Genomic DNA, 22,029 nt, shown 5'->3' with positions numbered 1-22,029 from the left:
CGCAGATACAGTGTGTTGGCATCGGACCCCGCATCAGAACCTGATAACTCTCTGTTGCAAAAGAATGTTCTCAGATTCTTGGGGCCGATGCACCTAATGCTTTGAGAAATGCGGGCTAGGGCAGCGAGCGCCACGGTGCGAGCCTGGCTGCCGGGCTCATAAAGGGCGACCGGCAACGGATCGCGGCTCAGGGCCCTACCGTCCCTTGAACCGATCCAGACCATCGGCTCGCGCCGGATCTGGCGCCCCTCCGTGCCGCCGGTGCGGGTGACGATGGCGAGGTCAATGTCACCGGCCGCGACCTGGGGCAAGAGCGCCGTCGACTGGGCACAGACCACATTCAATTCAACGCGCGGAAACTGCTCGCCGAACCGGCGCAGCACATCCGGCAGCATGGCTGCGATGTAGTCGTCCGGCGCGCCGATCGTGACCGTTCCCTCCATCTCCGGCCGTTGGAAGGCGGCGACGGCCTCGTCGTGAAGGCGCAGCATCCGCCTTGCATAGGTTTCCAGCTCCTCGCCCGCGCCGGTTAGGGACAGATTGCGGGTGTCGCGCAGGAAAAGCGGCTTGCCGATGCGCTGTTCCAGACGCTGGATCTGCATGGAAACCGTCGCCGGCGATTTGTGCACGCACGTTGCCACACGGCTGAAACTCATGGCGTCGACGCAGGCGAGAAAGGTTCGAAGAAGTGTGTGGTCGAGCTGCATTATTTTTCAATTTTCCTGAAGAGTATCTTCAAACTATATCGTTTGACCAAACAATGAAACCGACCTCATTCTGTCTTCAAGACCGGCCAGGCGGTCGCACCCTGAGGACAGAACGATGACCAGACAAATGGAAGGCATGATCGGTTTGATCGCCGCGCAGACCCTGCTCGGCACGATCGGCCTGTGCGTTCTGGAAAGCGGCGCGGACCCGGTCAGCGTCGCTTTTTACCGCTGTGTCATCGGCGGTCTCGCGCTGGCCTTCTATTGCCTGTGGCGCGGCGATCTTGCCGGGCTTATGCACGTCCCGCGCCGGACAATGCTGATGGCGCTGGCCAGCGGCGTGCTGATGGCCGGCAACTGGGTGCTGTTCTTCGAAGGCATCCGGCAAACGGGCATTGCGGTCGCCACGATCACCTTTCACATCCAGCCTTTCCTGGTTGTGATGCTGGGCGCTTTTGTCTTCCGGGAGCGCCTCCACGCCGTCACGCTGATGTGGATCGGCCTCGCCCTGGTTGGCCTCACCCTCGCCACGGGACTCACGGGCGCGGAGTTCGGCGCCGACCGGGCCTATCTGCTCGGTCTCGGCGCGACGCTTGCCGCTGCCTGTCTATATGCCGGCGTGACGGTCATCGCCAAGGGACTGACCGGCCTCTCGGCGCCGCAGCTCGCCACGATCCAGTTTCTGACCGGTGCCCTGCTGCTGCTGTTCTTTTCGCCGCTCGGCCCGACCGCACTCTCCCCGGAGCAATGGGGCTGGCTTGGCGTCATCGGCCTCATCCACACCGGCGGGGTCTACGTGGCGCTCTACAAGGCCCTGCCAAAACTGACCACGCCGGTGATCGCCGTGCTGTTATTCCTTTATCCGGCCAGTGCCGTTGTGGTCGACGCCCTCGCCTATGATCACTTCGTCACCGCCCGCCAGGTCGCCGGCCTCGGGCTGATCATCCTGGCCAGTCTTGCCGTGACACTGAAATGGGGCTTTCGCAAAAGCGCCGTAATAGCCTGACACGCCGGCGCGGTCAGGCAGGTCAGGCAGGCAGGTCAGGGCTCGTATCGCATATAGGCGAAACGCCGGCTGTCGGGAGCCCAGGACGGCACGTTGAGCGTTCCCTGACCTCCGAAAACCGCGCGCAGTCCCCGGGACGGACCGCCTCCGGCCGGCATCAGCCGGAGTTCGACGTTCCTGTTTGGTGGATGGCCGGTCGTTCCCGGCTCGTAGGCGAGATACGCGACATGGTGTCCGTCCGGAGACGGATGCGGAAACCAGTTGACCGAAGTCTCGTCCGTCATTTGTTCAAGTACGCTGCCGTCGGTCCGCATGCGCCAGAGCTGCACCGAACCGGCGCGCTCGCCGTTGAACCAGATCCAGCCGCCATCCGGCGTATAATCCGGCCCGTCACAATGATCGAAACCACACGTCAGTTGCCTTTCGGCTCCACCGTCGACGTCAATCGTGAACACCTGGAACGTACCTCCGGTCTCCGGCCGCTTGCCGACATAGGCCAGTTCCTTGCCGTCCGGCGACCAGCCGTGCCAGTAGGACGGAATCTCGGCTGTCACCTGCCGTGGAACCCCGCCCGCAGACTCCAGGACATAAATGCAGCTGGCATCCTGTTCGGTGCTGTCGCTGATCGCGAGCTGCGTGCCGTCAGGTGACAGGCCGTGATCGTTGTTGAGGTCGTTGGCAAAGCCGGTATCGATCACGTGAAGCCTTGGTTCGTCGATCGGCACCCTGTAGAGCCGTCCGCCACCATTCACGATCAGAGCCGCTCCGTCCCGGGTCCAGTTCGGGGCTTCCAGATGCAGGTCTGTCTCGAACAGAACGGTCTCGGCGCCGGTTTCAATGTCGATGGCGGCAAGGATGCTTTTCATGTGCGGGCTCCAGGATCCGCCGGAGCTTTGCACGACGGATAGAGGAAACAAAGGTCAGAGTTGTCTGCATGCTCCCACTTTGAGTTTGCGTCCTGACCGAACAGACAGCCCTGTGGGAGGATCGCGCAAGCTGTCAAAGACATGTAAAAGCATCATCATAGTGCAATACGTGCATTGCAATTCTTCACACCTGATCAAATTAGCAATATCACTGCAATTCAAAGTAGCAAGCTACAAGATTATCGCCAGTATTAATTTTTACAAATTTAAGAAAAAATTCTGAGTCCCTCTTAAGTTAACTGAAGCAAAATCCCTCTAATCTTTCGGTTCTCTTGATTACGTTGAGGAACGGGTAATGAGTTTGAGGTTTGTCCGACAGTTGGTCGATTGCCGACGTGGGACCATAGCGATATTTGGCGCACTCCTCATGCCGATCGCCATCGCAGGCTTCGGCCTGGGCGCTGAAGCCTCTTACTGGTATTTCGCGCAGCGCAAGCTGCAGAACGCCGCGGATGTTGCCGCCTACGCCGCAGCGGCGCAATTGCGAACCAGCCGTAACGTCGACACGCTTTCAGAAGCCGCATTGGCCGCGGCGGTCAAGACCGGGTACGACACTTCGCTTGGCAGCATGACCGCGGACTGGCCTCCGTCGACCGGTTCTTTTGCCGGGAACAGCAACGCCGTCGAGATTGTTCTGCAGGAAAACCATCCAAGACTGTTCACGGCAATCTTCTCTTCCGGCGATGTTTCGCTTGGCGGCCGCGCCGTGGCTCGCCTTCAGCAAGGATCTCCGACGTGTATTCTGGCGCTCGACCGGACAAGTTCCGGAGCCGTCACCTTTACAGGGTCTTCCGATGTGACCCTGGAGGGGTGCAATGTGCATGCAAATTCCACCGCCGACGACGCTGTTCGTGTCAGCGGCAACGGCAAGGTGGAGACCCCTTGCGCTTCCGCTGTCGGTAATGTGAGTGCAACAAGCGGCTTGAGTATGTCTTCGTGTTCCAGCCCCATCGAATATGCCGAAGCGGTTGACGATCCGTTTGCAGATGTGCCCGAGCCTTCGACGAACGGTCCTTGCGAACCTGAGAACGACTTTGGTGGACCGCCCTCCTCAAGCTACACCATATCCGAAGGCCGGTATTGCGGAGGACTCACCGTCAGGCGCACCGTGACGATGAACCCTGGTGTCTATGTCATCGACGGCGGTGACCTCAAACTGACGTCCTCCAGCTCACTAAGCGGCACAGGCGTGACGCTGTACCTGACAAACGGAGCAACGGTCAGCATTTCCGGAACGTCGGACGTCGCCTTGACCGCCCCGGTTTCCGGCGACTATCAAGGCATCCTGATCTTCGTTGACCGAAACGATCCGAGCGCGACCCATATCATCAACGGCTCGTCTTCGATGGCATTGAACGGCGCCATCTATGCGCCTTCCGGAGATATCAAATTTGCCGGCAACAGTTCCGGTGGCGAAGGCTGCACCCAGATCGTCGCCAATACCGTCGAGTTCACCGGCGACGCCGGCATCGGCAGCGATTGCACTGACATGGGTTTTAACGACCTTCTCAACGACCAGCTCGTTCAACTGGTCGAATAGGGTAGGGGCCGGGAATGCTCAGCCTTTGCCGCAAATACTTTTGTCGACTGGCCTCTGACCGTCGTGGTGTCGCCGCCGTCGAAATGGCGCTGGTTTCGCCTGTTCTGATCCTCGGACTGCTGCTGATGCTGGATAGCGGTCTGGCGGTGCAAACGCGGCTCAACCTCGACCACAGCACACGCACCGGCGCTCAGGCAGCAATGTCCAATATCAACGAGACGGGCGAAATCTCGGCCATCATGCTCGCGGCAACAAACGATCCGACAAACGTCACCGTAACCGTGGAGAAAACCTGCTCCTGCGGTGAGGTCGAGGTGGCCTGCTCGATCTGGTGTTCGGCAACGGTGCCTCCCTCCGTGTTCCTCAACATAAGCGCTGCCAAACAGCACAACGGCTACCTGTTGCCACCGTTCGAACTGGAATCAAAGACACATGTTCAGATCCGCTAAGGCATACCGGTGCGCGGGCAATCGACGCAAATTCGCAAAGGACGATCAGGGCGCCGCGGCGGTGGAAATGGCGCTGGTCTTTCCGTTGTTCATCATGCTGCTTCTCGCGATCTTCGAGATCGGTCAGGCGGTCAGCGTCTGGAACGAGGTCAACCACGCCCTCGGACGCGCGGTCAGACTGATGAATGTCGACACGACGACGACCACCGCTGAAATCTCGGCGGCAATGCGTTCCTATCTGACCGACGTAGACCCCGACAAGCTCACTGTCACGGCGGTGCCTGTGACGCTGTCCGGCATTGAGCACATCCGCATTTCCGTGGGCGTGCCCTTCGAGATCATCCTGCCGTTTGCGGATATTTCAACAATTCAGATCAACGTGGACAGGACAGCGCCTGTCCTGAGTGCAACCAAATGATGCGGTCCTCATGACGGGCCCAAGGAGACACGCATGCAGAACCAGGCCGAGACGGAAGATACCCGCGCATTCTGGAACGATGTCGATCCGAAAGTTGTTACGGATCTGAATGCGCAGCAAAAGCAGGCAATCTATGTCGCGGTTCAGCGCCGCGGCAACGCCCGGCACGCCGCCGATATCCGGCTCAGTCTGTTTGGCTACTTTCTTGTCGTCCTGTTCGGCCGCGAACGCCGCAGTCAGAATCGTCTCAAGAACGAACGCACACGCCGCCCGGTCGTAACCTTCAACAACCTGCTGCTGATCGCGGTGCTGTGGGGATCCCTGATCTACACCCTCTATTCCCTGCTGCCGCACGCCATCAAGGGATTGCTCAGCCTGTTTCTCTAGTATCCGCAGCAAACGGGGCTTTACCCAACCTTGAGGTTTTCGGGCTATTGGCTTTGCGATCAAAGACCTTACCCCGGAGCGCCGCTTGCAGGTCCGGGCAAGCGGGGAGTAGAGCCGATTAAACGCCTTGTTATCGATTTGGACGGAACGCTGACACTCGCGGACACGTCCGACTACCGCAATGTGAGCCCGAACTGGCCGCTGGTTGAAAAGCTGAAGGAATACAAGGCGCAAGGGTTCGAAATCGTCATTCAGACGGCGCGCAACATGCGCACGCATGAAAACAACGTCGGCAAGATCACCGCCCACACGGTGCCGATCATCATCGAATGGCTGCAGAAGCACGACATTCCCTACGACGAGATCTTCGTCGGCAAACCCTGGTGCGGCCACGAAGGTTTCTATGTCGACGACCGCGCCATCCGGCCGGATGAATTCGTGCGCCTGTCCAAGCCGGAAATCGATGCGCTGCTGGACAACGCTCCCAAGACCTGATGCCTCGCGATACGGCCTCAACCGGCCGGATCGTCGCACCGGTTATTGCTTTTTCCGGTAGAGGGTCCAGTAGGGACTTTCCGCCTGTTTGGCGTAGGTCTCAAGCACATAGGGACCGTAGATGTCCCAGAGATCCGCACCGGCCGGATCGCCATGCGCGCGCATGACATAGTCCGCGTCCGAAAACAAAACCTCGGCGGGCTGATGCACGTCTTCGGAAAAGATCCGGCCCTTCTGGAACCAGACTGGCGCCTGCGCCGGTGACGGCCTGTTCATTAGGGCTGGAAACGGATTGGCAAAGTTCAGCGCCAGAACAGGACCGGCCTCGGGCTGATCGGCGCCCGCGCGCCGCAACAGGTCCAGACCGTCCAGCATGCGTTTGTAATCGACGACCACTTTGCTGTCCGGCTCATCGAACCAGCGCGGATAGATCAGGAATCCGGCCTGTCCGGTACCGGCCAGCTTCTCGTTTTCGGGATATTGCAGGCCGCGCGCCCATTGCGCGATCAAGGTGCCGCCGTCCCTGGCCGGATAGGTCAGCGCGAGCAGCACGGCCAGGCCCGCGAGAATACGTCCACTCAAGCGGGCAGGCATCCAATCGCCCGCCTCGCCCCGCCGGAACAATCCGGCCCATTCCGCGGCCACGACAGGCAGGACCGCATAGACCGGGCTCTCGGACACCCAATGGTTCTGCATCAGGATCACCCAGGCCATCGCCGCGGCCGTTGCCATCAGCAGAACCGGTACGACCCGTTTTTCCTGCTGCAGCTGCTCGCACAATAGAAGATAAAGCGCCGCGGAGCCGACCGCCCAGAGCGCTGCCTCGCCCATCTGGCTGAGCAGCTTGATCAGCCGCCAGCCTTCGCCGGCAAAGCCGGATACCGTCCTGATATCCGCAAGGTTCGCGCTGACCTGCCCGGTGAGCACTTCGGCAACCGCCAGGAACGCGGCCGATCCTGCCACCACAAGGCCCGCATGCTGCCAGGCAACGTTTCGGAAGACGAGTGCGGCCACCAACAGGCCGGCCAGCGCCGCTCCAAAGGTCACTTTGGTCAGCAGAACAAGCGCAAGACAGACGCCAAGAAGAACAGCTTCGACCGATCCCCGTCGGCCAGGCGGACAAATGAAGGCAGCGGCCACGATGGCGGTCAGCCCCGCGGCCCAGCGATTATAGGGGGCCAGCCAGCTCATGGTCGTCTGGGCGAAAATCATGTCCGGCTCGCGCGGAGACACGATTGTCGCGACCGCGATCAGCGTGACCAGCCCGAGCGTGCCCAGACTCAGCTGCCGGCCAAGCGCCGCCAGCGCCAGCATCAGCACGCCAAACGCGAAGATCGAACTTGCCAGCGGAACCGTCGTCGCGCCGAGCGGCCGGATCGCAACGGCAATCCGGAACACCCAGTCATAAACCGGGCCGATCGGACTGAAATAATCGGTGCTCGAGGCCAGGCCCGACGCCGCCTTGTTGGCGGTCTCAAATGCCGTCCACAGATCGTGCAGGTAGCGTTCGTGGTCAAAAATCAGCTGCGGCAGGGCGGCGCTGAGAGCGATCAGGACCACGGCGGACATGAGAGCGAAAAAGCCGACACTCCTTGAAGAGAGCGGTGCTTTCAGAAACAGCGCAGCAAAAAGGATCGGGCTGAGCGCGGCCGCCATGACATAGGTTGCCAGCACGGTCATCGGCGTTGCATCCACGCCAATGCCGAAGGCGGCGGCGAAGCGACGAAGCTGTCCAGCTGTTCCGGCGTGCCCAGCATGCCGACATCCTCAAGGGCCAGCTGGCTGATGCTGACCCGGTCCCCGTCCGCGATGATCTGATTGTACATGGGTGCGATGTAGCGCTCACCCTTTTCCTCTCCGGCGGTACGGAAATAGGTGTCATACACCTGCCGGTAGCGTGCAACGCTGTCGAACCAGTAGAGCCCGACCGTGGCATGATCGGAAATCCGTTCCTTTTCGCGCAATTCGACCACCCGGCCGTCCGCATCCGTGCGGGCGAAGGACCAGCCGTTGCCGGGTCCTGGAAAACACGGCACATGACCGGCACAGGTGGCCGGATCGGGCGGCACCATCGCCCCGGGCGCGACATAGGTATCGATGTTGAAGACCGCGACCGGTCTCTGCGCGTCCGCCGAGGCGATCAGTTCCAGGGCGGTCGTGGCCTGTCCGTCGGTCAGATGATCAAGCTCGACGATGCCGTCGACCTCGATGCCCAGCACCTTGCAGCGTGCGGTCAGATAATCCGGAGCTCCCAGGCCACTGCGAACGGCAAAACGGAAGGACCAGCCCGCCTGCCGGTAGGCCTCCAGAGAGACCATCGACCAGTCGAACAGCGGCCGTCCGAGCGCTTCGATTTCATATTTCGGCCGGTCGTAACCGGCCTTGGTGAACCGGCTGCCGAGGCCGGCCATCGTGATTGCGACGACGCCGCTCATGATGCGGTCTCCCTCACTGTGCGCCTTCAAGATCGTCGAGAATGCCCGCCGCGATCAGGGCGAAGCCGACAAGCTTGTCGGGATGGTCGGTGTGCAACGGCAGCATCGACAGGAACAGGGAAAGCTCAACCGCGCGCAGGTGAGCGATCCGGTAGCCTTCTTCCTCCAGCCGCGCCCTGAACTGGCGCGCCGCCCAATCCGCCGGCGGGGCGATGGTCCAGTCGAGCTCCAGCTTCAGGTCCTTGCCCATGCAGACACGGAAGAGCCCGTTGTTCACATAATCGTAGCCGCCGAGGATGGAATGAGAAATCTTGGCGACATCATAGAGCGGATGCATCATGGCATCCTCGGCCGACAGGGCTCCGCGCGGGTCGACCAGCCGCATCAGTCCAATCCGCCTGTCGAACAGAATGTTGGAGAAACAGGGATCGCCGTGAGAGAAGACGAGCTGGTCCGTGCGCGCGACCGCCTGGCGGACCAGGGGCAAGGCCTGCTCAAGCATCGCCGCCAGGCTCCCTCGCGGACCGGCTTCTTCCAGGATCCTGTTGGTCCTGCGGCCAAGGTCGGTCTGCAGAAAGGCCTTCATCCGGCTTTCCAGCTTGCCGACGATTTGGGCTTCTGCGCGGGCACTGTCCTTCTGCCCCGAAGGCCGCGCCTTCAGAAAGCTGAAGACCTGGTCGAGCAGCACCTTGAAATCGCCTTCGGAGAAGGCGTGATGCACCCATTGGAGCGCGGCATCGGGGACCGCAAGATGCTCCATCCGGTAACCGGCTGTCTTGCCGTCCTCCCAGAAACCGAAGGTCGGCAACAGGAAGCGCTGCAGTTCCGGGGGCGCGGCATGGAAGAAGCCGTGCTCCGATCGCATCTTCTCGATGTCCTGCGACTGTTTGTGAAAGACATTGCCTTCCGCATGCGCGGAGTTGAAGTGGCGCAGTTCGGTAGCGCCGGACAGGAACAGCATCAGGTTCCGGGGATGGCGAATGTCCACAAAGCGGGCGTGATCGGTAATGATCTCCGTGCGGTCGCGCAGGGCCAGCAGGGCCAGACGGCGGGCTTCCGGCGTTTCCGAACACAACAGCGCGGCCGCATCGTCGTGAAAAAGAACAGCCACCGCCTCGTCGTCGATCACCGGGCTGGCGAGCATGGTCTTCAGCGCGAAACCGGCCTTTCGAACCAGCACCGCATAGCCTTCCGGATCGAGCGGCGGCAGGCAGAGCGGCAGCCGCAGATAGATCGCGGCATCGCCCCGGTCGCGGATCCGGTCGGCAAGCTCCAGGCCGCTTTCGGGTGTCGTCAGGTGTTCGACCGTGTTCGCGCCGGCGGCAAGCGACATTTCGGTCAGTTCCCTGGCCAGCGTGCGCCGGCGCCGCATGATGTCGGAGAACCTGACTTCGCCCAACGCCGCGCGAACGCTTTCGGCGGGCGGATCGCGGTCGTCGAGGATAACGGAAAGGGTTTTGCTCATAAGACACCTGTCCTGTTCTGGGCGCGAAGCGGTTCGTTCTTCACGCGCGGCAGGTAGATCCACATGGCGATGGGCCAGACGAGCACCAGCGACAGAAGGCACAGGCTGCTCCAGGCTCCAACAGCGCTCTGAAGGGCCCCGACCGGTCCTTCGAAGACACGCTCCGCGAGGACCACGATCCCGCTTGTTTTGCTGAATCCCGCATAGGTGAATGCAAGGACGGTCGCCGCAAGCGCTTCCAGACCCCAGATCACCAGCGACATGACCAGCAAGACAGCCCCTTGCGCGCGAAAAAGATCCGCGCCCCTTGTCGTGATCTGGCGCAGGCCGTCAAGCTGGCCGAGATGGCGCAGGGATTTCGGATTGCGGTGATTCAGCACCACATATTGCTGAACGGCCCTGAGGATTCCCGGGCCCAGAACGAACACGACCAGACCTGCCAGGACAGCGAGACTGGTGACCGCCAGAAGCAGCATCGGCCCGAGCCCGAGCGGACCGTGATAGGCATAGACAATGCCCAGCAGGACCAGGATCATCAGGCCGTCGAAAAACCGTTCGAGGAGAATGATGATCAGGGCTCCGGGAAAACTCCGGCCGAGATACCACAATTGATGCAGGCGGAACATTTCGCCCAGCTTGAACGGGATGATCATCGCGCCTGGGGCCGTGACCATGTGCAGAAGCGCGCTTGAGCGCGCCGATATGCCGAGGAGCCGCGATGCCATGACCGCCAGGCGCAAGGCCCGCACGCAGTGGGAGCCGAGATAAACCGCCCCGGCAAGCGCTAACGCGAACCAGGGCCGCCCCGCCAGGTCGTCCAGGCCACCTTCTGCCAGCCACCAGAGTACAAAGGCAAACGGCAGGAACAGGACCGCGTAATGCAAACCCAGTCCCGCGGCCGAAATGGCCTGTCTGACTTTGAGGGGCGACAAGAGCTGGTGCATGTCAGGCGATCCGCGTCGACGGATACCGCTCGCGCGGTGTCTTCCGGTGATCCGCCGCAAAGAAAGCTCCTGGCCGGAACAGTCGGAATCCGACGATGCGCAGCAGCTGAAAGCCCATGCGGCCAAGCTTGGCATTCGAAACCTGGTCGTCCTCGCGCCAGGTGAGCGGGAAGAACCCCAGACGCGCGCGCTTCCGGACGACCCCGAGGATCAGATAATAGTTGAAGGTCAGATCGTCGGCATATTTCAGATGAAAGCCGTCCTCAAACGCGCTGACCCGGAAGAGGTTCAGCCCGGACCCCAGATCGTAAAGGCGCTGACCGCTGATCGCAGAGAAGATCAGATTGAAAGCGTGATTGGCTGCGGTGCGCACAAAGGAATAGCCCTCGAGCTTCGACCCGGACATGAAGCGCGCGCCCATCAGGAAATCGAGGTCGCGATGGCGCCCCGCCTTCAGGTGCGGAACCAGATCCGCGATGGAACCCTGGTCGTCGCCATGCAGCACCACGAGATAGTCGTAGCCATTGTCGCGCGCGAAATTGATGGCAACCTTGTGCGAGCCGCCGAGACCGTAATTGCCGTCATTGTGCAAGAGCGCGGTGTCGGCGAAGTCGAGCTGCTTCAGGCCGGCCTGAGCCGCCTCGCGGGTGCCGTCGGTCGAGCGGTTGTCGACGCACAGAACGCCTTCGACCACGGTCCGCACGTCCTCGGCTTCCAGTTGCCTGAGCACCCTGGGGATCTGCGCCTCGCAATTATAGGCGGGTATGAACACAAGAATGCGGCCGTCCATGAGGCTCCTCAATCCGACTTCGGGGTTTCCAGCAGAAACCGCATGAAAAAGAAATTGGCAATCAGCGTGAATGGCGTCACCAGCATCTTGGCCGAAACCCCGGTCAAGGTAACGATGTTTGCGCCCAAATCCGTCAGGATCGGAGTGCCGCCTACCTGGTCCAGCATGGCGAGCAGCAGCAAGCTGACCCCGGCGGTCAGGGCGGAGGCGGCGGTCACAGCCACAAGCTGCCAGATCCAGTAGAGCAGCAGCAGGGTCGCCATCGAGCGGTTGTGCGCCTTGCGGAAAATGCGCTTGCCGGCCACGAAAAACACGAAGGTGACGCCGCAGAACGCGCCGATGAAATTGGCCCAGAACACCGGAACGCCGCTATAGGTCAGCGTCGCCATGGTCATGAAATCAAGACACCAGCCAATCCCGGAGATCAGTGCAAATCCTGAAAAGCGCTTTGCCAATGCGTGATGCTGTTTCAAGGAAGACGCCCCCGGCTTCGGGCTGTCGCGGTTCATGACCGCATCGACAGGACGACCAGACATCTTCATCCCGAGACCTTCAAGGCTTTCTGGCAACAAGATGGGTGTTGCTTTTCCAACAAATCTGTAGCGCCGGCATTGGAAGATCCCGTTTACAATTTGAGAATAACAGGGAGGTTTCGACCGCTGCTCGCGCCCAATACAACTTTCGGGCCTACCCTAGGTCTCAAGTGTTGCAATGCAGTTAATCGGCGAATCTAACAATAGTGTCCCGAGATTTCAGGGCCTGTTCGCAATTCAGGTGGCTTCAGACGTCAGTCCAACCGCGCCTCGCCTTCCCGGCGCTCGAAGGGCACGACCTTGCCGTCGGCGGTCAGCTGGCAGATGCGTTTGGGCGCGCCGGTGTCGTCGAGTTCGACCAGTCCAATGCCGGAGGCATTGAGGATGCGCTGACCATGGGGGGTGCCGACGGGTTTGCGCGGGACCACCCGCATGCCGCGGCGCTTGGTGAACCAGTTGAGCGGCGAACGCGGCGCGAATGCCCAGCGGTTGCCCAAATCGAGCGATCGGATCAGCTTCTCGGGCCAGGTGTTCTTGATGCCGGAACTGCAGATCTGCCAGATCTCGGGGCCGTTCTCCATGCTGCCGTCGAGATCCGGCTGTCCATGGCGCAACTCGACATCGTAGACAAAGGAATAGTGCACATCGCCGGAGAGAATGACGAAATGGCGTGGCGTGTTGCGATGACGGAAGACGTTCAGGATCGCTTCCGCCGTGCCGGCATGTGCCATCCAGTATTCCGCGTCGACCATCAGCGGCTTGCCGATCAGCGTGAAGAATTTCTGGATCGCCTCGATCAGCTTGACGCCGAAGATCGGCGCGGCGGACACCAGCAGCACCGCGTCCTTGCCGCGCAGATGCCCCTGCAGATCGGTCGCCGCCTCCCAGTCGAGCAGGCCGGAGGGATAGTGGGCATTGCGTTCGGAACGCCAGCGCCGCGTACGCGTGTCCAGAACGATCAGCGGCGGATCCGTCGGCCACTGGAAATCCCATTCCTCGAAGGCAAGCAATGTGTCGATCGCCTCATCGTGCGTGTCGGTTCCCGGCGCGTCGAGTGCGGTGCGGACCGGCGTTTCCAGATGCGCTCGGAAGGCTGAAGGCCGGTTGCCCCAGCCCTGGTTGATGGCATACGCCACCAGGGCATTGCCGATCACGCGCTTGGCCAGCGGGTGGCCATAGGCGGCCTGTTCCCAGGCGAGCGACAGGTTCCAGTCGTCAGTCACATCGTGATCGTCGAAGATCATGGCGGTCGGCAGGTGCGCCATCACCCGGCGGGCTGCCGGCAGATCGGCGACAAACCCCTTCAGCGTCTCGGTCTCCTGCGCATACATGGCCTGCTCGTCTTCTGTCAGACCGTCCGGCATCCGGAAGACCGGCATGTCCCGCCACAGGGCCGGCGACCAGACCAGCAGATACATGGCCAGCATTTCCGCCAGGGTGATCAGATGGTTGCGGGCGTGCTGGGAGGTGAAGACCGGTTTCGCCGTGCCGCCGAAGAGCACGTCGAAAACAGTTGCGTTCTGGTCGATCCGCGGCAGCAGACCGTCGCGGCGGTAGAGCATGTCGCCGACCGCATGGAGCGCGTGGCCGGAGGCCGGCAGATCCGTTTCCAGGCCGGTGAGCATTTCATCGCGGAGACCCAACCGGTCGCAAAGGTCGCCGATCGCCTGCACCATCGGGCCGGCGACATCGTCGACATAGACCTGGTCGCCGCTCATCACCAAAAGGGACGGCCAGCCCTCCTCGTTGGTTCCCGGCGTCTCCCGGCCCGGCAGACGGGCCTTCAGATGGGCATCGGCGGCCACCAGCCCGTCGCGGGCGAGACTGTGCGCCTTGCGGCAGGAACCATGCAGCAGAGACTTGATGCTGAGCGGCACCATGAAACCCGGCCGGTCCTCTCCGGGATAACACAGGTCCGGCGCCCAGACGGAATGGTCCTGAAAGCCGGCTTCCGGTTCGTCCTCCAGTTCCAGGCTCAGCCGGTAAGAGATCCAGGTCTCCGCCGGCAGCGGTTCTTCTGGCGCGACGTCGATCAGGAGATAATGCAGGTGTTTTCCGGCGCTGACACAGGACAGCGCCTCCGTGCCCGGCTCGAGCTGGTACTCTGACAGGCTTTCGGATTCCGGCTGCAGCTCCAGCTTTACCTTTGCCGGCGCGCGCACCGCCATCCAGATGGCCACGCGTTCCGATGTAACCCGGCGCAGGATCGGGCCTGCCAGAACCGCGGGCAGGTTACTCTCAGGCGGCATGGGTGTCTCCGGGCTTGTCGATCATTTCCGACAACAGACCGTGATCGGATTTTACGAGGTCGGCATACTTCTTCGCGGCCGCGATCAATTCCGCGCCTGACCTGTCCACGGCGTCCGCCACCTGCTGTTCGAACCGCACCGAGCGCAGGTCGCCGCGGGCATGGGCGAAAGCCAGCGCGCTGCCACAGGCCCTGGCATGGTCCTTCAGCGCCTGGGCGGGGTCCGTCGCCGCCAGCAGGTCTTCCGGGTCGACGGTCAGCCAGGTGTGATGGCGCGAGCGCAGCAACCAGGCTGAACCGTTCCAGACGACGTCGTCCAGAACGAGGTCCGGCCGGCGCAACATGCGGCGCTGGCAATCCACCGTCAGCCGGGCCGGTGCCAAGCGGTTGACCGGCGACAGGTCCGGAAAATGATGAATCAGCGCGGCGGCCTGCTGCTGTTTGGCCTCCACCACATGGGTTTCCCGGAAACTTGCCGCACTCGGCGCCTCGTCGGGTCCGACGAGCAGGTAGAAACGGTCGAGGCTGAGCGAGCCGGTGCCGGCGCCGACGCGGCGGGCGACATCGAGGATGCTGTCTTCCAGATACGGCCGGAACACGTCTTCCAGTTCGTCCGCCAGCGCCTGGTCGACCCGCGCGAACTTGTCCGATGCCGGATCGAAGCGGAACCCGGACCGGGTGCGCTCCGTCAGCTGGGCGACCGCTGATTTTTTCTCAAATTTCTTGCTGCCCGGCGCGCGTGCCCGTGCTTTCTCAAGCGGTTTCCTGAGGAAATGATCCTTGCCGAAACGCTTGACCGCGCCGTCCCGGTTCTCCGGGTTGGCGGCGATTTGTTCCAGTGTCTTTCGGTAGGCCTTGAGAAAGGCCCTTGCGGCCCTTGCGGCGTCCTTGCCAGCCGGCGGCGACGTGATCTCAAAGCTCTTGTCGCTGCCGTAGCGGCCGGCAACGAGGCCGTCCAGATACTCCGCGGCAAGAAACAGCGAGACGCAAAATCGCATCAGGTCGAAACCGGCCGGTCCCTCGCCAGCATCGTCATAGTCGTTGGGTGCCCAGATGACCGTGTCGCCGTAACTGCCTTCTTCGGAAAAGAACCCGAAATTGGCGAGGTGGCAGTCGCCGACAATGCGTGTCAGCGGTGCCGACAAGAACGCCTCTGGCAACTGCAGGACGCCAGAGGCAAGATCGGCATAAAAGATCTGCGCCGAGCCGCGCAGGAACTGGAACGGCGACAACGCCATTTTGGCATGTTTGTCGAGCACCGGGCGTGCATGCGGCGCGACGCCGTCAACGCGTTCCAGTTCCGCGGAAATCAATGCCTGCCGATATGCGCGCGCTTCCATGCCTCGCCCGGGTTCTGGTCTGCAACGGGATAAGGGTACCGGGACTTACCGGTTCCGAAAACGCCGTCTGGCATTCACACATATGGTTGTGGCGGGGGCGCTGCAAGCGTGCGGTTACACCTGGCGACAATTGTCCCTGGGGGCGCATCAACCTCGATCGCATCGTCGAGATTGAAAATCACCGTTGCTTTCATGCGCGGGAGCTGAGGGGGCTCAGATTCTCCTCGCGAGGATGAGCACAAACGGGTCGACGGTTCCGGCAAGCCCCGCCTCTTCGCCTTCATGGGCGCCGCTGACGATAAAACCCGCCGCTTCCAGCAGACCCGTCAGCTCATCGGTTTCATAGTAGGTGTAGAACCGGCCGAACCTGTCGCGGTGTTCACCGCTGCCTCGTTTCATGCCCAGATGCAATATCCCGCCGGACAGAAGCGCCGCGTGAAGTTGTGCGAGATGCCCCGGCAGATCCACGCGCCGCGCGTGTAGCAGGCTGAAATTGACCCAGGCGCCGTGATAGCGCGCTTGCGGCAAGGGCGCATCGAAGGTCGCACAGCGCGCCTGAAGACCGAATTGCGCGTGCGCGATGGCAACCATTTCGGGCGAGGCATCGACCGGGTCCGGCTGGAACCCCGCATCCCGCATATGCGCGGACGCGGCCGCGGGACCGCAGCCCCAGTCAAGAACCTGCGCGCCTTCCGGGAGCAATGCCATGAATGTCTGCAAGGATTCGCTTGGGCGACCTGAGCCAAACCGCGCCGCATAGTCCCCGGCCTTTTCGTCGTAGATGCGGATCGTTTCACGGTCTGCCATGGGAGGCGCTCCAACTGCCATTTTCCGAAAATCGATGACGAAACGGTCTACCGTGTCCTAGCGACCCGGAGACTGTCGAAGGCGACGCCTTCGTATTGCACCTGAGAGATAAATTTGTCGAGCACTGAGCGCTGCGGAAAAGGTCCACTTTGAGCGCAGATCGTATTTTGGTGAACCGGTCAAGGCTAGTCACCCGAATCTGAAGTTCGTCTTATTTCCCGGCACACTCGGAACGAGCTTCAGATTCAAAAGGGTGACTAGCAAGCATATGTTTCTAGTGTGGTTTTCGAATTTGAAATTCGCTTCGATGGTCGCTGCAACAATGAGGCGAATTTCAAATTCACCACACTAGACCGTCGGCACACAATTTATTGAGTGCCAGAAATAACCAACTGATTTTGAAGAAAAATTCCCGAAGGAAGAGGAATGGTGGAGCCAAGGGGAGAGTCTCCGAGGCCAAAAATTCCTGAATGAATTCAATTTCCTATTGATTTTTCAATGCATTTGGGTAGTCAGGCTGGGTACGAACTTGGGTACGCAGCAGGAGACAAATGCCTCGATCCTCTTCTCAGGACCGCCGCTTTCTTGAGCTTCACGGTGGCAAATGGCGAGTCACAGTTTCTGTTCCTCGCGATCTGCACGACAAGCTTGGAACCAAGCTGAAACAACCGCTGCACACAGATAGCCTCACCATAGCCAACCGCCTGAAGTGGCCAGTAGTAGGCCAGCTCAAGGAAAGGATTGAGAAGGCCAGAGGTGCTGAGGCGAGTGCTCCTCACATCGCGGATGCTTTGCAAATGGCGGAGCTTCGAAAGCAAGCCAAGACGGAGGAAGAGCGTGAGTCCATTGTGGAAGGAATATACCTAACCGCCGAGATGCTTCGGGGACGAGTGGTTGGCGAGGAACCAGACCCCGCGACGGGTGAACCAGAACCGCTCTATGACCCTGAAAATGAGCGGCAGTCAGTTGAATTCGCCCGTGTCGCTTTGGGCCTGGCAACGCCAATCGATCTGCATCATGGACGCTACCTCGAAGGCTTGACCGTCAAAGCCCGAACAAAGGCCGACGATGAACGGGCGATGAAATACCTCAAGCAGTGGTGTTCCAACGAAGGCGTTACACCCGTCCTGGAGGCCTTCAACAAGAAGACCGCCGTTCGCTTCATGGACGCCTTGCCAGAGCTTCTGCCAGGACTGACACCAACGACCCTCAACAAGTACCTTCGGCGACTATCGCGCTATTGGCAGTGGCTCGAAAGGCGGCATGAAGTGGAGCACAATGTTTGGCACGGGCTGACACTTGAAGAGCCCCAGACACCTCACGACGAAGAGGAGCGGCCGTTCACAGATGCAGAAATGGTCAAACTCCTGACTGGAGAGACCACCCAGCACATGCATGATCTGATGCGTATTGCGGCCCTGACTGGAGCCAGGATCGACGCCATCGTGTGCCTGAAGGTCAAGGATTGCAGGGACGGTAGATTTGTCTTCAAGCCCCAGAAGAAGGAGAAGAAGGAGCGGGCCTGCCCTATCCATTCAGATCTGCAGCAGATCATTGCCAGACGAACTGAAGGTAAGGAAGACGAAGACGACATTTTTCCCGAGTGGCCAGCCCCAAAGAAGGAAGGATCCAAGCGGGAGCGTTCTTTCAAGGCCTCCAATCAGTTCACCGAGTACAGGCGCAAGGTCGGTGTGGATGAAGTCATTCCCGGCAAGCGACGCTCACTTGTGAACTTCCACTCCTTCCGCCGGTGGTTCATCACAAAGGCAGAACAAGCCGATCAGCCGGAGAACATCATTGCAACTGTCGTGGGTCACAAACGCCAAGGAATGACATTGGGAAAATATTCGGCAGGGCCATTGTTCGAACAAGCAAGACGGTGTGTCGAAGCAGTACGATTGCCACGTTGGCAGAAGTAGTTCAACCTTGCACCGCAACCTGTGAAGAAACACAACTGCTAGCTCATGTTTGTGTCGAAGGAGGTTTCCAGTGGAAGACATTCCAGATGACTATTATGAACAGGCGCTCATGCTGCAAGAAATGGTCGTCGGATTGGCAACTGGGGGATCGGTAGACGACAACTCATATCACCAGCTTCGACGCTCAATTATGGAAGAGGACGAGCTGCGTCCCCTGCTGCCTCAGTTCATTCGAACCTGCCGAACTGGAACAGCGCTGTGGGGCCATCTGAAACAGGTGAGTTCTGGACAGGGATCGTACGCCATTCGCAGTCAGTATGTGTATGACGGGTTCCAGCCAATTCTCGACCACTTAGATGCTGGCACAAAGTCTCCAACAGATGCCGTGACGGTGGAAACGCTGGAACATCTCAATTCTGATGAAGTGCAGCGAATTTGGTCTGTCGCACTTCAAAGGCGAAAAGAAAACCCAGACGGTGCAATAACGTCAGCCAGAACCCTTCTGGAATCCGTTTGCAAGCATATTCTGGACGATGAACAGATCGAATACGGCAACAACGACGATCTACCGAAACTCTATCGCAATACAGCCAAGACGCTCAACTTGGCACCTGATCAACACACCGAGGAAGTTTTCAAAAGCATCTTGGGAAGTTGTCAAAATGTCATCCAATGTCTTGGAACCCTTCGCAACAAGATTGGTGATGCTCATGGGAAAGGGCGGAAAGCCGTCAAGCCTAAACCTCGCCATGCGGCGCTTGCTGTCAACTTAGCTGGCACGATGGCCACATTCCTTGTGGACACTTGGGAAAGTAAAAAAAACAGATAACCTCGCAAAGGCATTCAAGCATCGCCTTGATGCCACAGTTGCAAGGGTGCATTATTACAAGCTGTTAGTTGACACGTTCAAAGAGAGGTCTTTCTGTTGACCTTATGGGGCTATCTCGCTCAACAGAGCGAAAGTATTTATCTGGAAATTTATAGAACTACGCTAGATTTCATTGTGGATCTATCGTGGCCACTCGCTCTTATTGTTATAATATTTATACTTCGAAAGCAAGTAAGACACCTAATAGGAAATATTAAAAGAATAAAATACGGCGACGGAGAAGTTGAATTCAATGAATTTCTTGATGAGGCGAGGCAAAATTCAACTGACGACCCCAATGAAAACTTCGTCATTCCACAAGATGAAAGGCTAATCAGGCTGGCAGACAGTTACCCGCGTTTTGCGGTCGTGGAGGCGTACAGTAGAATTGAAAAAGTAGCTGCCCAGTTGTCAAATAAGCTTGGCGGGCCACGTTACATTCGCAATGACTGGTTCTCTTGGGCAATTGAAAACAACGTTTTGAGCAAGACCCAGATTAACGCTTTGCATAGCCTTCGAAAGGCACGGAACCTTTCAGCTCATAGTGACAGCGAATGGCTCACACCTTCCCAAGCATATGAATTCATCGACATAGCCGAGTCCATTCTTATCCAATTGAAGTCGAAAATGAACGAGTGATACCTAGAACGCTGAGACAGTCCTCATAACACTACAAGTCTTGTGAACAAGGCCTTTCGAAACGCCAAAGTGATCTGCGATACGCTGCAGCGCCCAGCCGTCGCCCCTGAGCCGCCTCGCCTCTTCTTCCTGCTCCGCAGTCAATACCGGCTTCCGGCCAAGCTTCACACCCTTCTCTTTGGCCTTCGCAATGCCATCCATCTGGCGCTCTCGTCGAATATCGTTCTCGAACTGAGCGAAGACAGCCAACATACCGAGAAAAGCTTTACCTGCGGCATCACTTGTGTCGATGCTCTGGTCGAGTACTCTGAGGGCGACACCCTTGTCGTCCAGCTGCTTCACAATCGACAGAAGATGGTCAGCAGAGCGAGCCAATCGGTCGATCCTTGAGATAACCAAGGTGTCTCCTTTGCGAACATACCGAAGGCATTCCTGCAGGGCTGGGCGCTCCCTATCCACACCGGACCGCTTTTCCCTGAATAGCTCTTCACACCCTGCGCCGTTGAGCTTCTCCTCCTGGATTTCGAGGGACTGTCCGACTGAGGAAACGCGGGCATAACCGACAAGCGCCATTGGTTACAAACTCCTTAGGATATAATGACCATCTATTTGTGAACGGAAAATGACCACGCTGTCAAGGGGTAGCGCAGCCGGTCACGTCAGTATGCATTTGTGACCATCGAAGGAACCGACATTGGACGGCAGGGACGCTCACTTTGGAGCGCCCCCTCCTTGGGAGCTATTGGAGAGGTACGCGGACCTCGTCGTACACCTGAGTTCTTCTCCCGGTATGCGCAAGGCTATCAGCAAGCTCGTTCAGCTCGTTGCCGCTATGAGCCTTCACCCAGTTCCACTCGACATCATGGATGCTTTGTAGACGGTCTATCTCGAGCCAAAGGTCCGGGTTCTTGACACCCTTGAACCCCTTCTTGTTCCAACCATAGATCCAGCTGGAGGCTCCTTTCACGAGGTAGGTGCTATCAGACCACACGATCACTTCTCGCGGTCTCTTGATGGCCTGGAGCCCCCTGATGGCTGCCATCAATTCCATTCGGTTGTTGGTAGTGTGTTCTTCACCTCCCCACATATGCAGGGCCTCCTTCTTGCCGATCAAGACCGCGCCGAAGCCTCCAGGGCCCGGGTTACCCGAGCAAGATCCATCGGTGTAGAGAACAAGTGGTTTGGGTTGTCTTGGCATGGTTGTCTCCTTCGTTGAAGTTGAGTTGGACCAGCGCACGACTCCGGGCACCAAACGAAGGAAGGCCCCCACGGGGGAATCCCGCGAGAGCCTTCTATCGGATGGGCGCTCGAAAATTTGCGCCGGAAATTTCAGTGTTGATTGGGCAGGGTATGCAGAATGCACATCCTAAGGAGTGCATGGGTGGCGACTGAGGTCGGCACGAACACTCTCTTCAGATCTGCCTTGAGTGAAGACCAGTGATCAGAAGTCTTCAGGCTCGTATTCGTCTTCCGCTAGATCGTCCAGTGGAGCCAGCTTATCTAGCTCCCGGCATAGCTCTGGTAGCTTGCGACCAAAATGACGCTCCAGGGCACGAGCTGCGATAACAGGGTTCTGAGCCATCTTCGTGCTGAAGTGTTTTGCCAAGCGGTCCGCCCAGCGCTGGGCCTTTTCATCCATCCATTCCTCCATTTCATCTTCAGACAGTGTCACTATGGGCTTTCCCTCAGCCGCACGACGAGCAGCCCACCAGCTCTCATGCTCGTAGGCGTCATCTCCCAAGGCCTTCTTGATTCGCCTCATCGTGGCAACCTGGCCATCGGAGATGCCTGCATAGGCCTTGATCTGTTGTTTGGAGAACTTGCTGGTGAGCGCCAGCCGCCAAGCCAGGTTCTGCCGCTGGCGATTATCCATGGGCAGCACTGACTGGGTGTTGGCCTTTGCAGCCGTCAACACCGCTTCATCCACGCTGCCCTGAAAGACTGTCACAGGAATATCGGTACGATCTTTGGACCGCCTGTAGGCTTCCAAGCTGTCAATCGGCATTGAATGTTGACCCCTTATCGGCTTCCAAAACTGACCCCTTGTTTGTGAGGAGCTGGCCCGATGCTGCGTAGTCTCCATTTAACGCAGCAGTGTCGGGCCAGCGGTGAT

General features: G+C 59.4%; 23 protein-coding genes. 9 read left to right on the top strand and 14 right to left on the bottom strand.

Annotated features, from left to right (window positions below; genetic code table 11):
- The coding region (locus M0H32_RS28390; RefSeq protein ID WP_248160059.1) for a LysR family transcriptional regulator at positions 1 to 707 on the bottom strand (707 nt) is incomplete at its 3' end.
- Between the two features lie 115 nt (positions 708 to 822).
- Here M0H32_RS28390 and M0H32_RS28385 point away from each other — a divergent pair.
- A complete protein-coding gene (locus M0H32_RS28385; RefSeq protein ID WP_248160058.1) occupies positions 823 to 1,713 on the top strand; it encodes a DMT family transporter in 891 nt (296 codons plus the stop codon).
- A gap of 35 nt (positions 1,714 to 1,748) precedes the next feature.
- On the opposite strand, the gene M0H32_RS28380 is transcribed toward M0H32_RS28385, so the two are convergent.
- On the bottom strand, positions 1,749 to 2,579 hold the full coding sequence (locus tag M0H32_RS28380; protein WP_248160056.1) for a TolB family protein: 831 nt from the start codon (positions 2,577 to 2,579) through the stop codon (positions 1,749 to 1,751).
- Between the two features lie 355 nt (positions 2,580 to 2,934).
- On the opposite strand from M0H32_RS28380, the gene M0H32_RS28375 reads away from it, so the two are divergent.
- From M0H32_RS28375 to M0H32_RS28355, 5 genes are read left to right on the top strand one after another with little or no spacing between them, the layout of a single operon-like run.
- A complete protein-coding gene (locus M0H32_RS28375; RefSeq protein ID WP_282449601.1) occupies positions 2,935 to 4,179 on the top strand; it encodes a pilus assembly protein TadG-related protein in 1,245 nt (414 codons plus the stop codon).
- Between the two features lie 14 nt (positions 4,180 to 4,193).
- Positions 4,194 to 4,628, top strand: a complete 435-nt coding sequence (locus M0H32_RS28370; RefSeq protein ID WP_248160054.1) for a TadE/TadG family type IV pilus assembly protein — start codon at positions 4,194 to 4,196, stop codon at positions 4,626 to 4,628.
- Positions 4,612 to 5,046: a TadE/TadG family type IV pilus assembly protein gene (locus M0H32_RS28365; protein WP_248160053.1), complete on the top strand. Its 435-nt coding sequence runs from the start codon at positions 4,612 to 4,614 to the stop codon at positions 5,044 to 5,046. The genes M0H32_RS28370 and M0H32_RS28365 overlap by 17 nt, the downstream gene beginning before the upstream one ends.
- A 33-nt stretch (positions 5,047 to 5,079) precedes the next feature.
- Positions 5,080 to 5,433, top strand: a complete 354-nt coding sequence (locus M0H32_RS28360; protein ID WP_248160052.1) for a hypothetical protein — start codon at positions 5,080 to 5,082, stop codon at positions 5,431 to 5,433.
- Positions 5,434 to 5,463: 30 nt separating this feature from the next.
- Entirely contained in the window at positions 5,464 to 5,928 is a 465-nt protein-coding gene (locus M0H32_RS28355; protein ID WP_282449600.1) for an HAD family hydrolase, read from the top strand.
- Positions 5,929 to 5,970: 42 nt separating this feature from the next.
- Here M0H32_RS28355 and M0H32_RS28350 read toward each other — a convergent pair whose 3' ends face one another.
- The 9 genes from M0H32_RS28350 to M0H32_RS28310 all read right to left on the bottom strand — a co-directional run bounded on the left by M0H32_RS28350 (position 5,971) and on the right by M0H32_RS28310 (position 16,490).
- Entirely contained in the window at positions 5,971 to 7,608 is a 1,638-nt protein-coding gene (locus tag M0H32_RS28350; protein ID WP_248160050.1) for a hypothetical protein, read from the bottom strand.
- A complete protein-coding gene (locus M0H32_RS28345) occupies positions 7,605 to 8,363 on the bottom strand; it encodes a glycosyltransferase family 2 protein (protein ID WP_248160049.1) in 759 nt (252 codons plus the stop codon). Before M0H32_RS28345 ends, M0H32_RS28350 begins: the two co-directional genes overlap by 4 nt.
- Positions 8,364 to 8,376: 13 nt before the next feature.
- Complete coding sequence (locus M0H32_RS28340; RefSeq protein WP_248160047.1) at positions 8,377 to 9,828, bottom strand: hypothetical protein; 1,452 nt, start codon at positions 9,826 to 9,828, stop codon at positions 8,377 to 8,379.
- Complete coding sequence (locus tag M0H32_RS28335) at positions 9,825 to 10,772, bottom strand: lysylphosphatidylglycerol synthase domain-containing protein (protein WP_248160045.1); 948 nt, start codon at positions 10,770 to 10,772, stop codon at positions 9,825 to 9,827. Before M0H32_RS28335 ends, M0H32_RS28340 begins: the two co-directional genes overlap by 4 nt.
- A 1-nt stretch (position 10,773) precedes the next feature.
- A complete protein-coding gene (locus tag M0H32_RS28330) occupies positions 10,774 to 11,562 on the bottom strand; it encodes a glycosyltransferase family 2 protein (protein WP_248160043.1) in 789 nt (262 codons plus the stop codon).
- An 8-nt stretch (positions 11,563 to 11,570) separates the two neighbouring features.
- Entirely contained in the window at positions 11,571 to 12,098 is a 528-nt protein-coding gene (locus tag M0H32_RS28325) for a GtrA family protein (RefSeq protein WP_248160041.1), read from the bottom strand.
- Between the two features lie 251 nt (positions 12,099 to 12,349).
- Positions 12,350 to 14,344 carry an alkaline phosphatase D family protein gene (locus M0H32_RS28320; RefSeq protein ID WP_248160039.1) on the bottom strand — a complete coding sequence of 665 codons (1,995 nt, stop codon included), beginning with the start codon at positions 14,342 to 14,344 and terminating at the stop codon, positions 12,350 to 12,352.
- On the bottom strand, positions 14,334 to 15,683 hold the full coding sequence (locus M0H32_RS28315; protein WP_248160037.1) for a DUF2252 family protein: 1,350 nt from the start codon (positions 15,681 to 15,683) through the stop codon (positions 14,334 to 14,336). Before M0H32_RS28315 ends, M0H32_RS28320 begins: the two co-directional genes overlap by 11 nt.
- Before the next feature lie 213 nt (positions 15,684 to 15,896).
- Complete coding sequence (locus tag M0H32_RS28310; protein ID WP_248160035.1) at positions 15,897 to 16,490, bottom strand: class I SAM-dependent DNA methyltransferase; 594 nt, start codon at positions 16,488 to 16,490, stop codon at positions 15,897 to 15,899.
- Positions 16,491 to 17,041: 551 nt separating this feature from the next.
- Between M0H32_RS28310 and M0H32_RS28305 the strand changes: the two genes are divergently transcribed.
- The 3 genes from M0H32_RS28305 (at position 17,042) to M0H32_RS28295 (ending at position 19,916) form a co-directional block, all read left to right on the top strand.
- A complete protein-coding gene (locus M0H32_RS28305) occupies positions 17,042 to 18,409 on the top strand; it encodes a tyrosine-type recombinase/integrase (protein WP_248160033.1) in 1,368 nt (455 codons plus the stop codon).
- 70 nt (positions 18,410 to 18,479) lie between these two features.
- A complete protein-coding gene (locus M0H32_RS28300; protein ID WP_248160031.1) occupies positions 18,480 to 19,238 on the top strand; it encodes an abortive infection family protein in 759 nt (252 codons plus the stop codon).
- Between the two features lie 96 nt (positions 19,239 to 19,334).
- Positions 19,335 to 19,916: a hypothetical protein gene (locus M0H32_RS28295; RefSeq protein WP_248160029.1), complete on the top strand. Its 582-nt coding sequence runs from the start codon at positions 19,335 to 19,337 to the stop codon at positions 19,914 to 19,916.
- A 3-nt stretch (positions 19,917 to 19,919) separates the two neighbouring features.
- Here the strand turns inward: M0H32_RS28295 and M0H32_RS28290 are convergent, their stop codons facing one another.
- The 3 genes from M0H32_RS28290 to M0H32_RS28280 form a co-directional block, all read right to left on the bottom strand.
- Positions 19,920 to 20,489 (bottom strand): recombinase family protein, encoded by a 570-nt coding sequence (locus M0H32_RS28290; RefSeq protein WP_248160027.1) that lies wholly within the window; start codon positions 20,487 to 20,489, stop codon positions 19,920 to 19,922.
- 166 nt (positions 20,490 to 20,655) lie between these two features.
- The gene (rnhA, locus tag M0H32_RS28285) at positions 20,656 to 21,114 is read right to left on the bottom strand and encodes a ribonuclease HI (RefSeq protein ID WP_248160026.1); all 459 of its coding nucleotides are present in this window, start codon (positions 21,112 to 21,114) and stop codon (positions 20,656 to 20,658) included.
- A 243-nt stretch (positions 21,115 to 21,357) separates the two neighbouring features.
- A complete protein-coding gene (locus M0H32_RS28280) occupies positions 21,358 to 21,921 on the bottom strand; it encodes a hypothetical protein (RefSeq protein WP_248160025.1) in 564 nt (187 codons plus the stop codon).
- Positions 21,922 to 22,029: the final 108 nt, after the last annotated feature.

Origin of the sequence: Roseibium sediminicola (assembly GCF_023156505.1) — a bacterium.
GTDB lineage: Bacteria > Pseudomonadota > Alphaproteobacteria > Rhizobiales > Stappiaceae > Roseibium > Roseibium sediminicola.
This window is presented reverse-complemented; position numbering and strand designations above follow the sequence as displayed.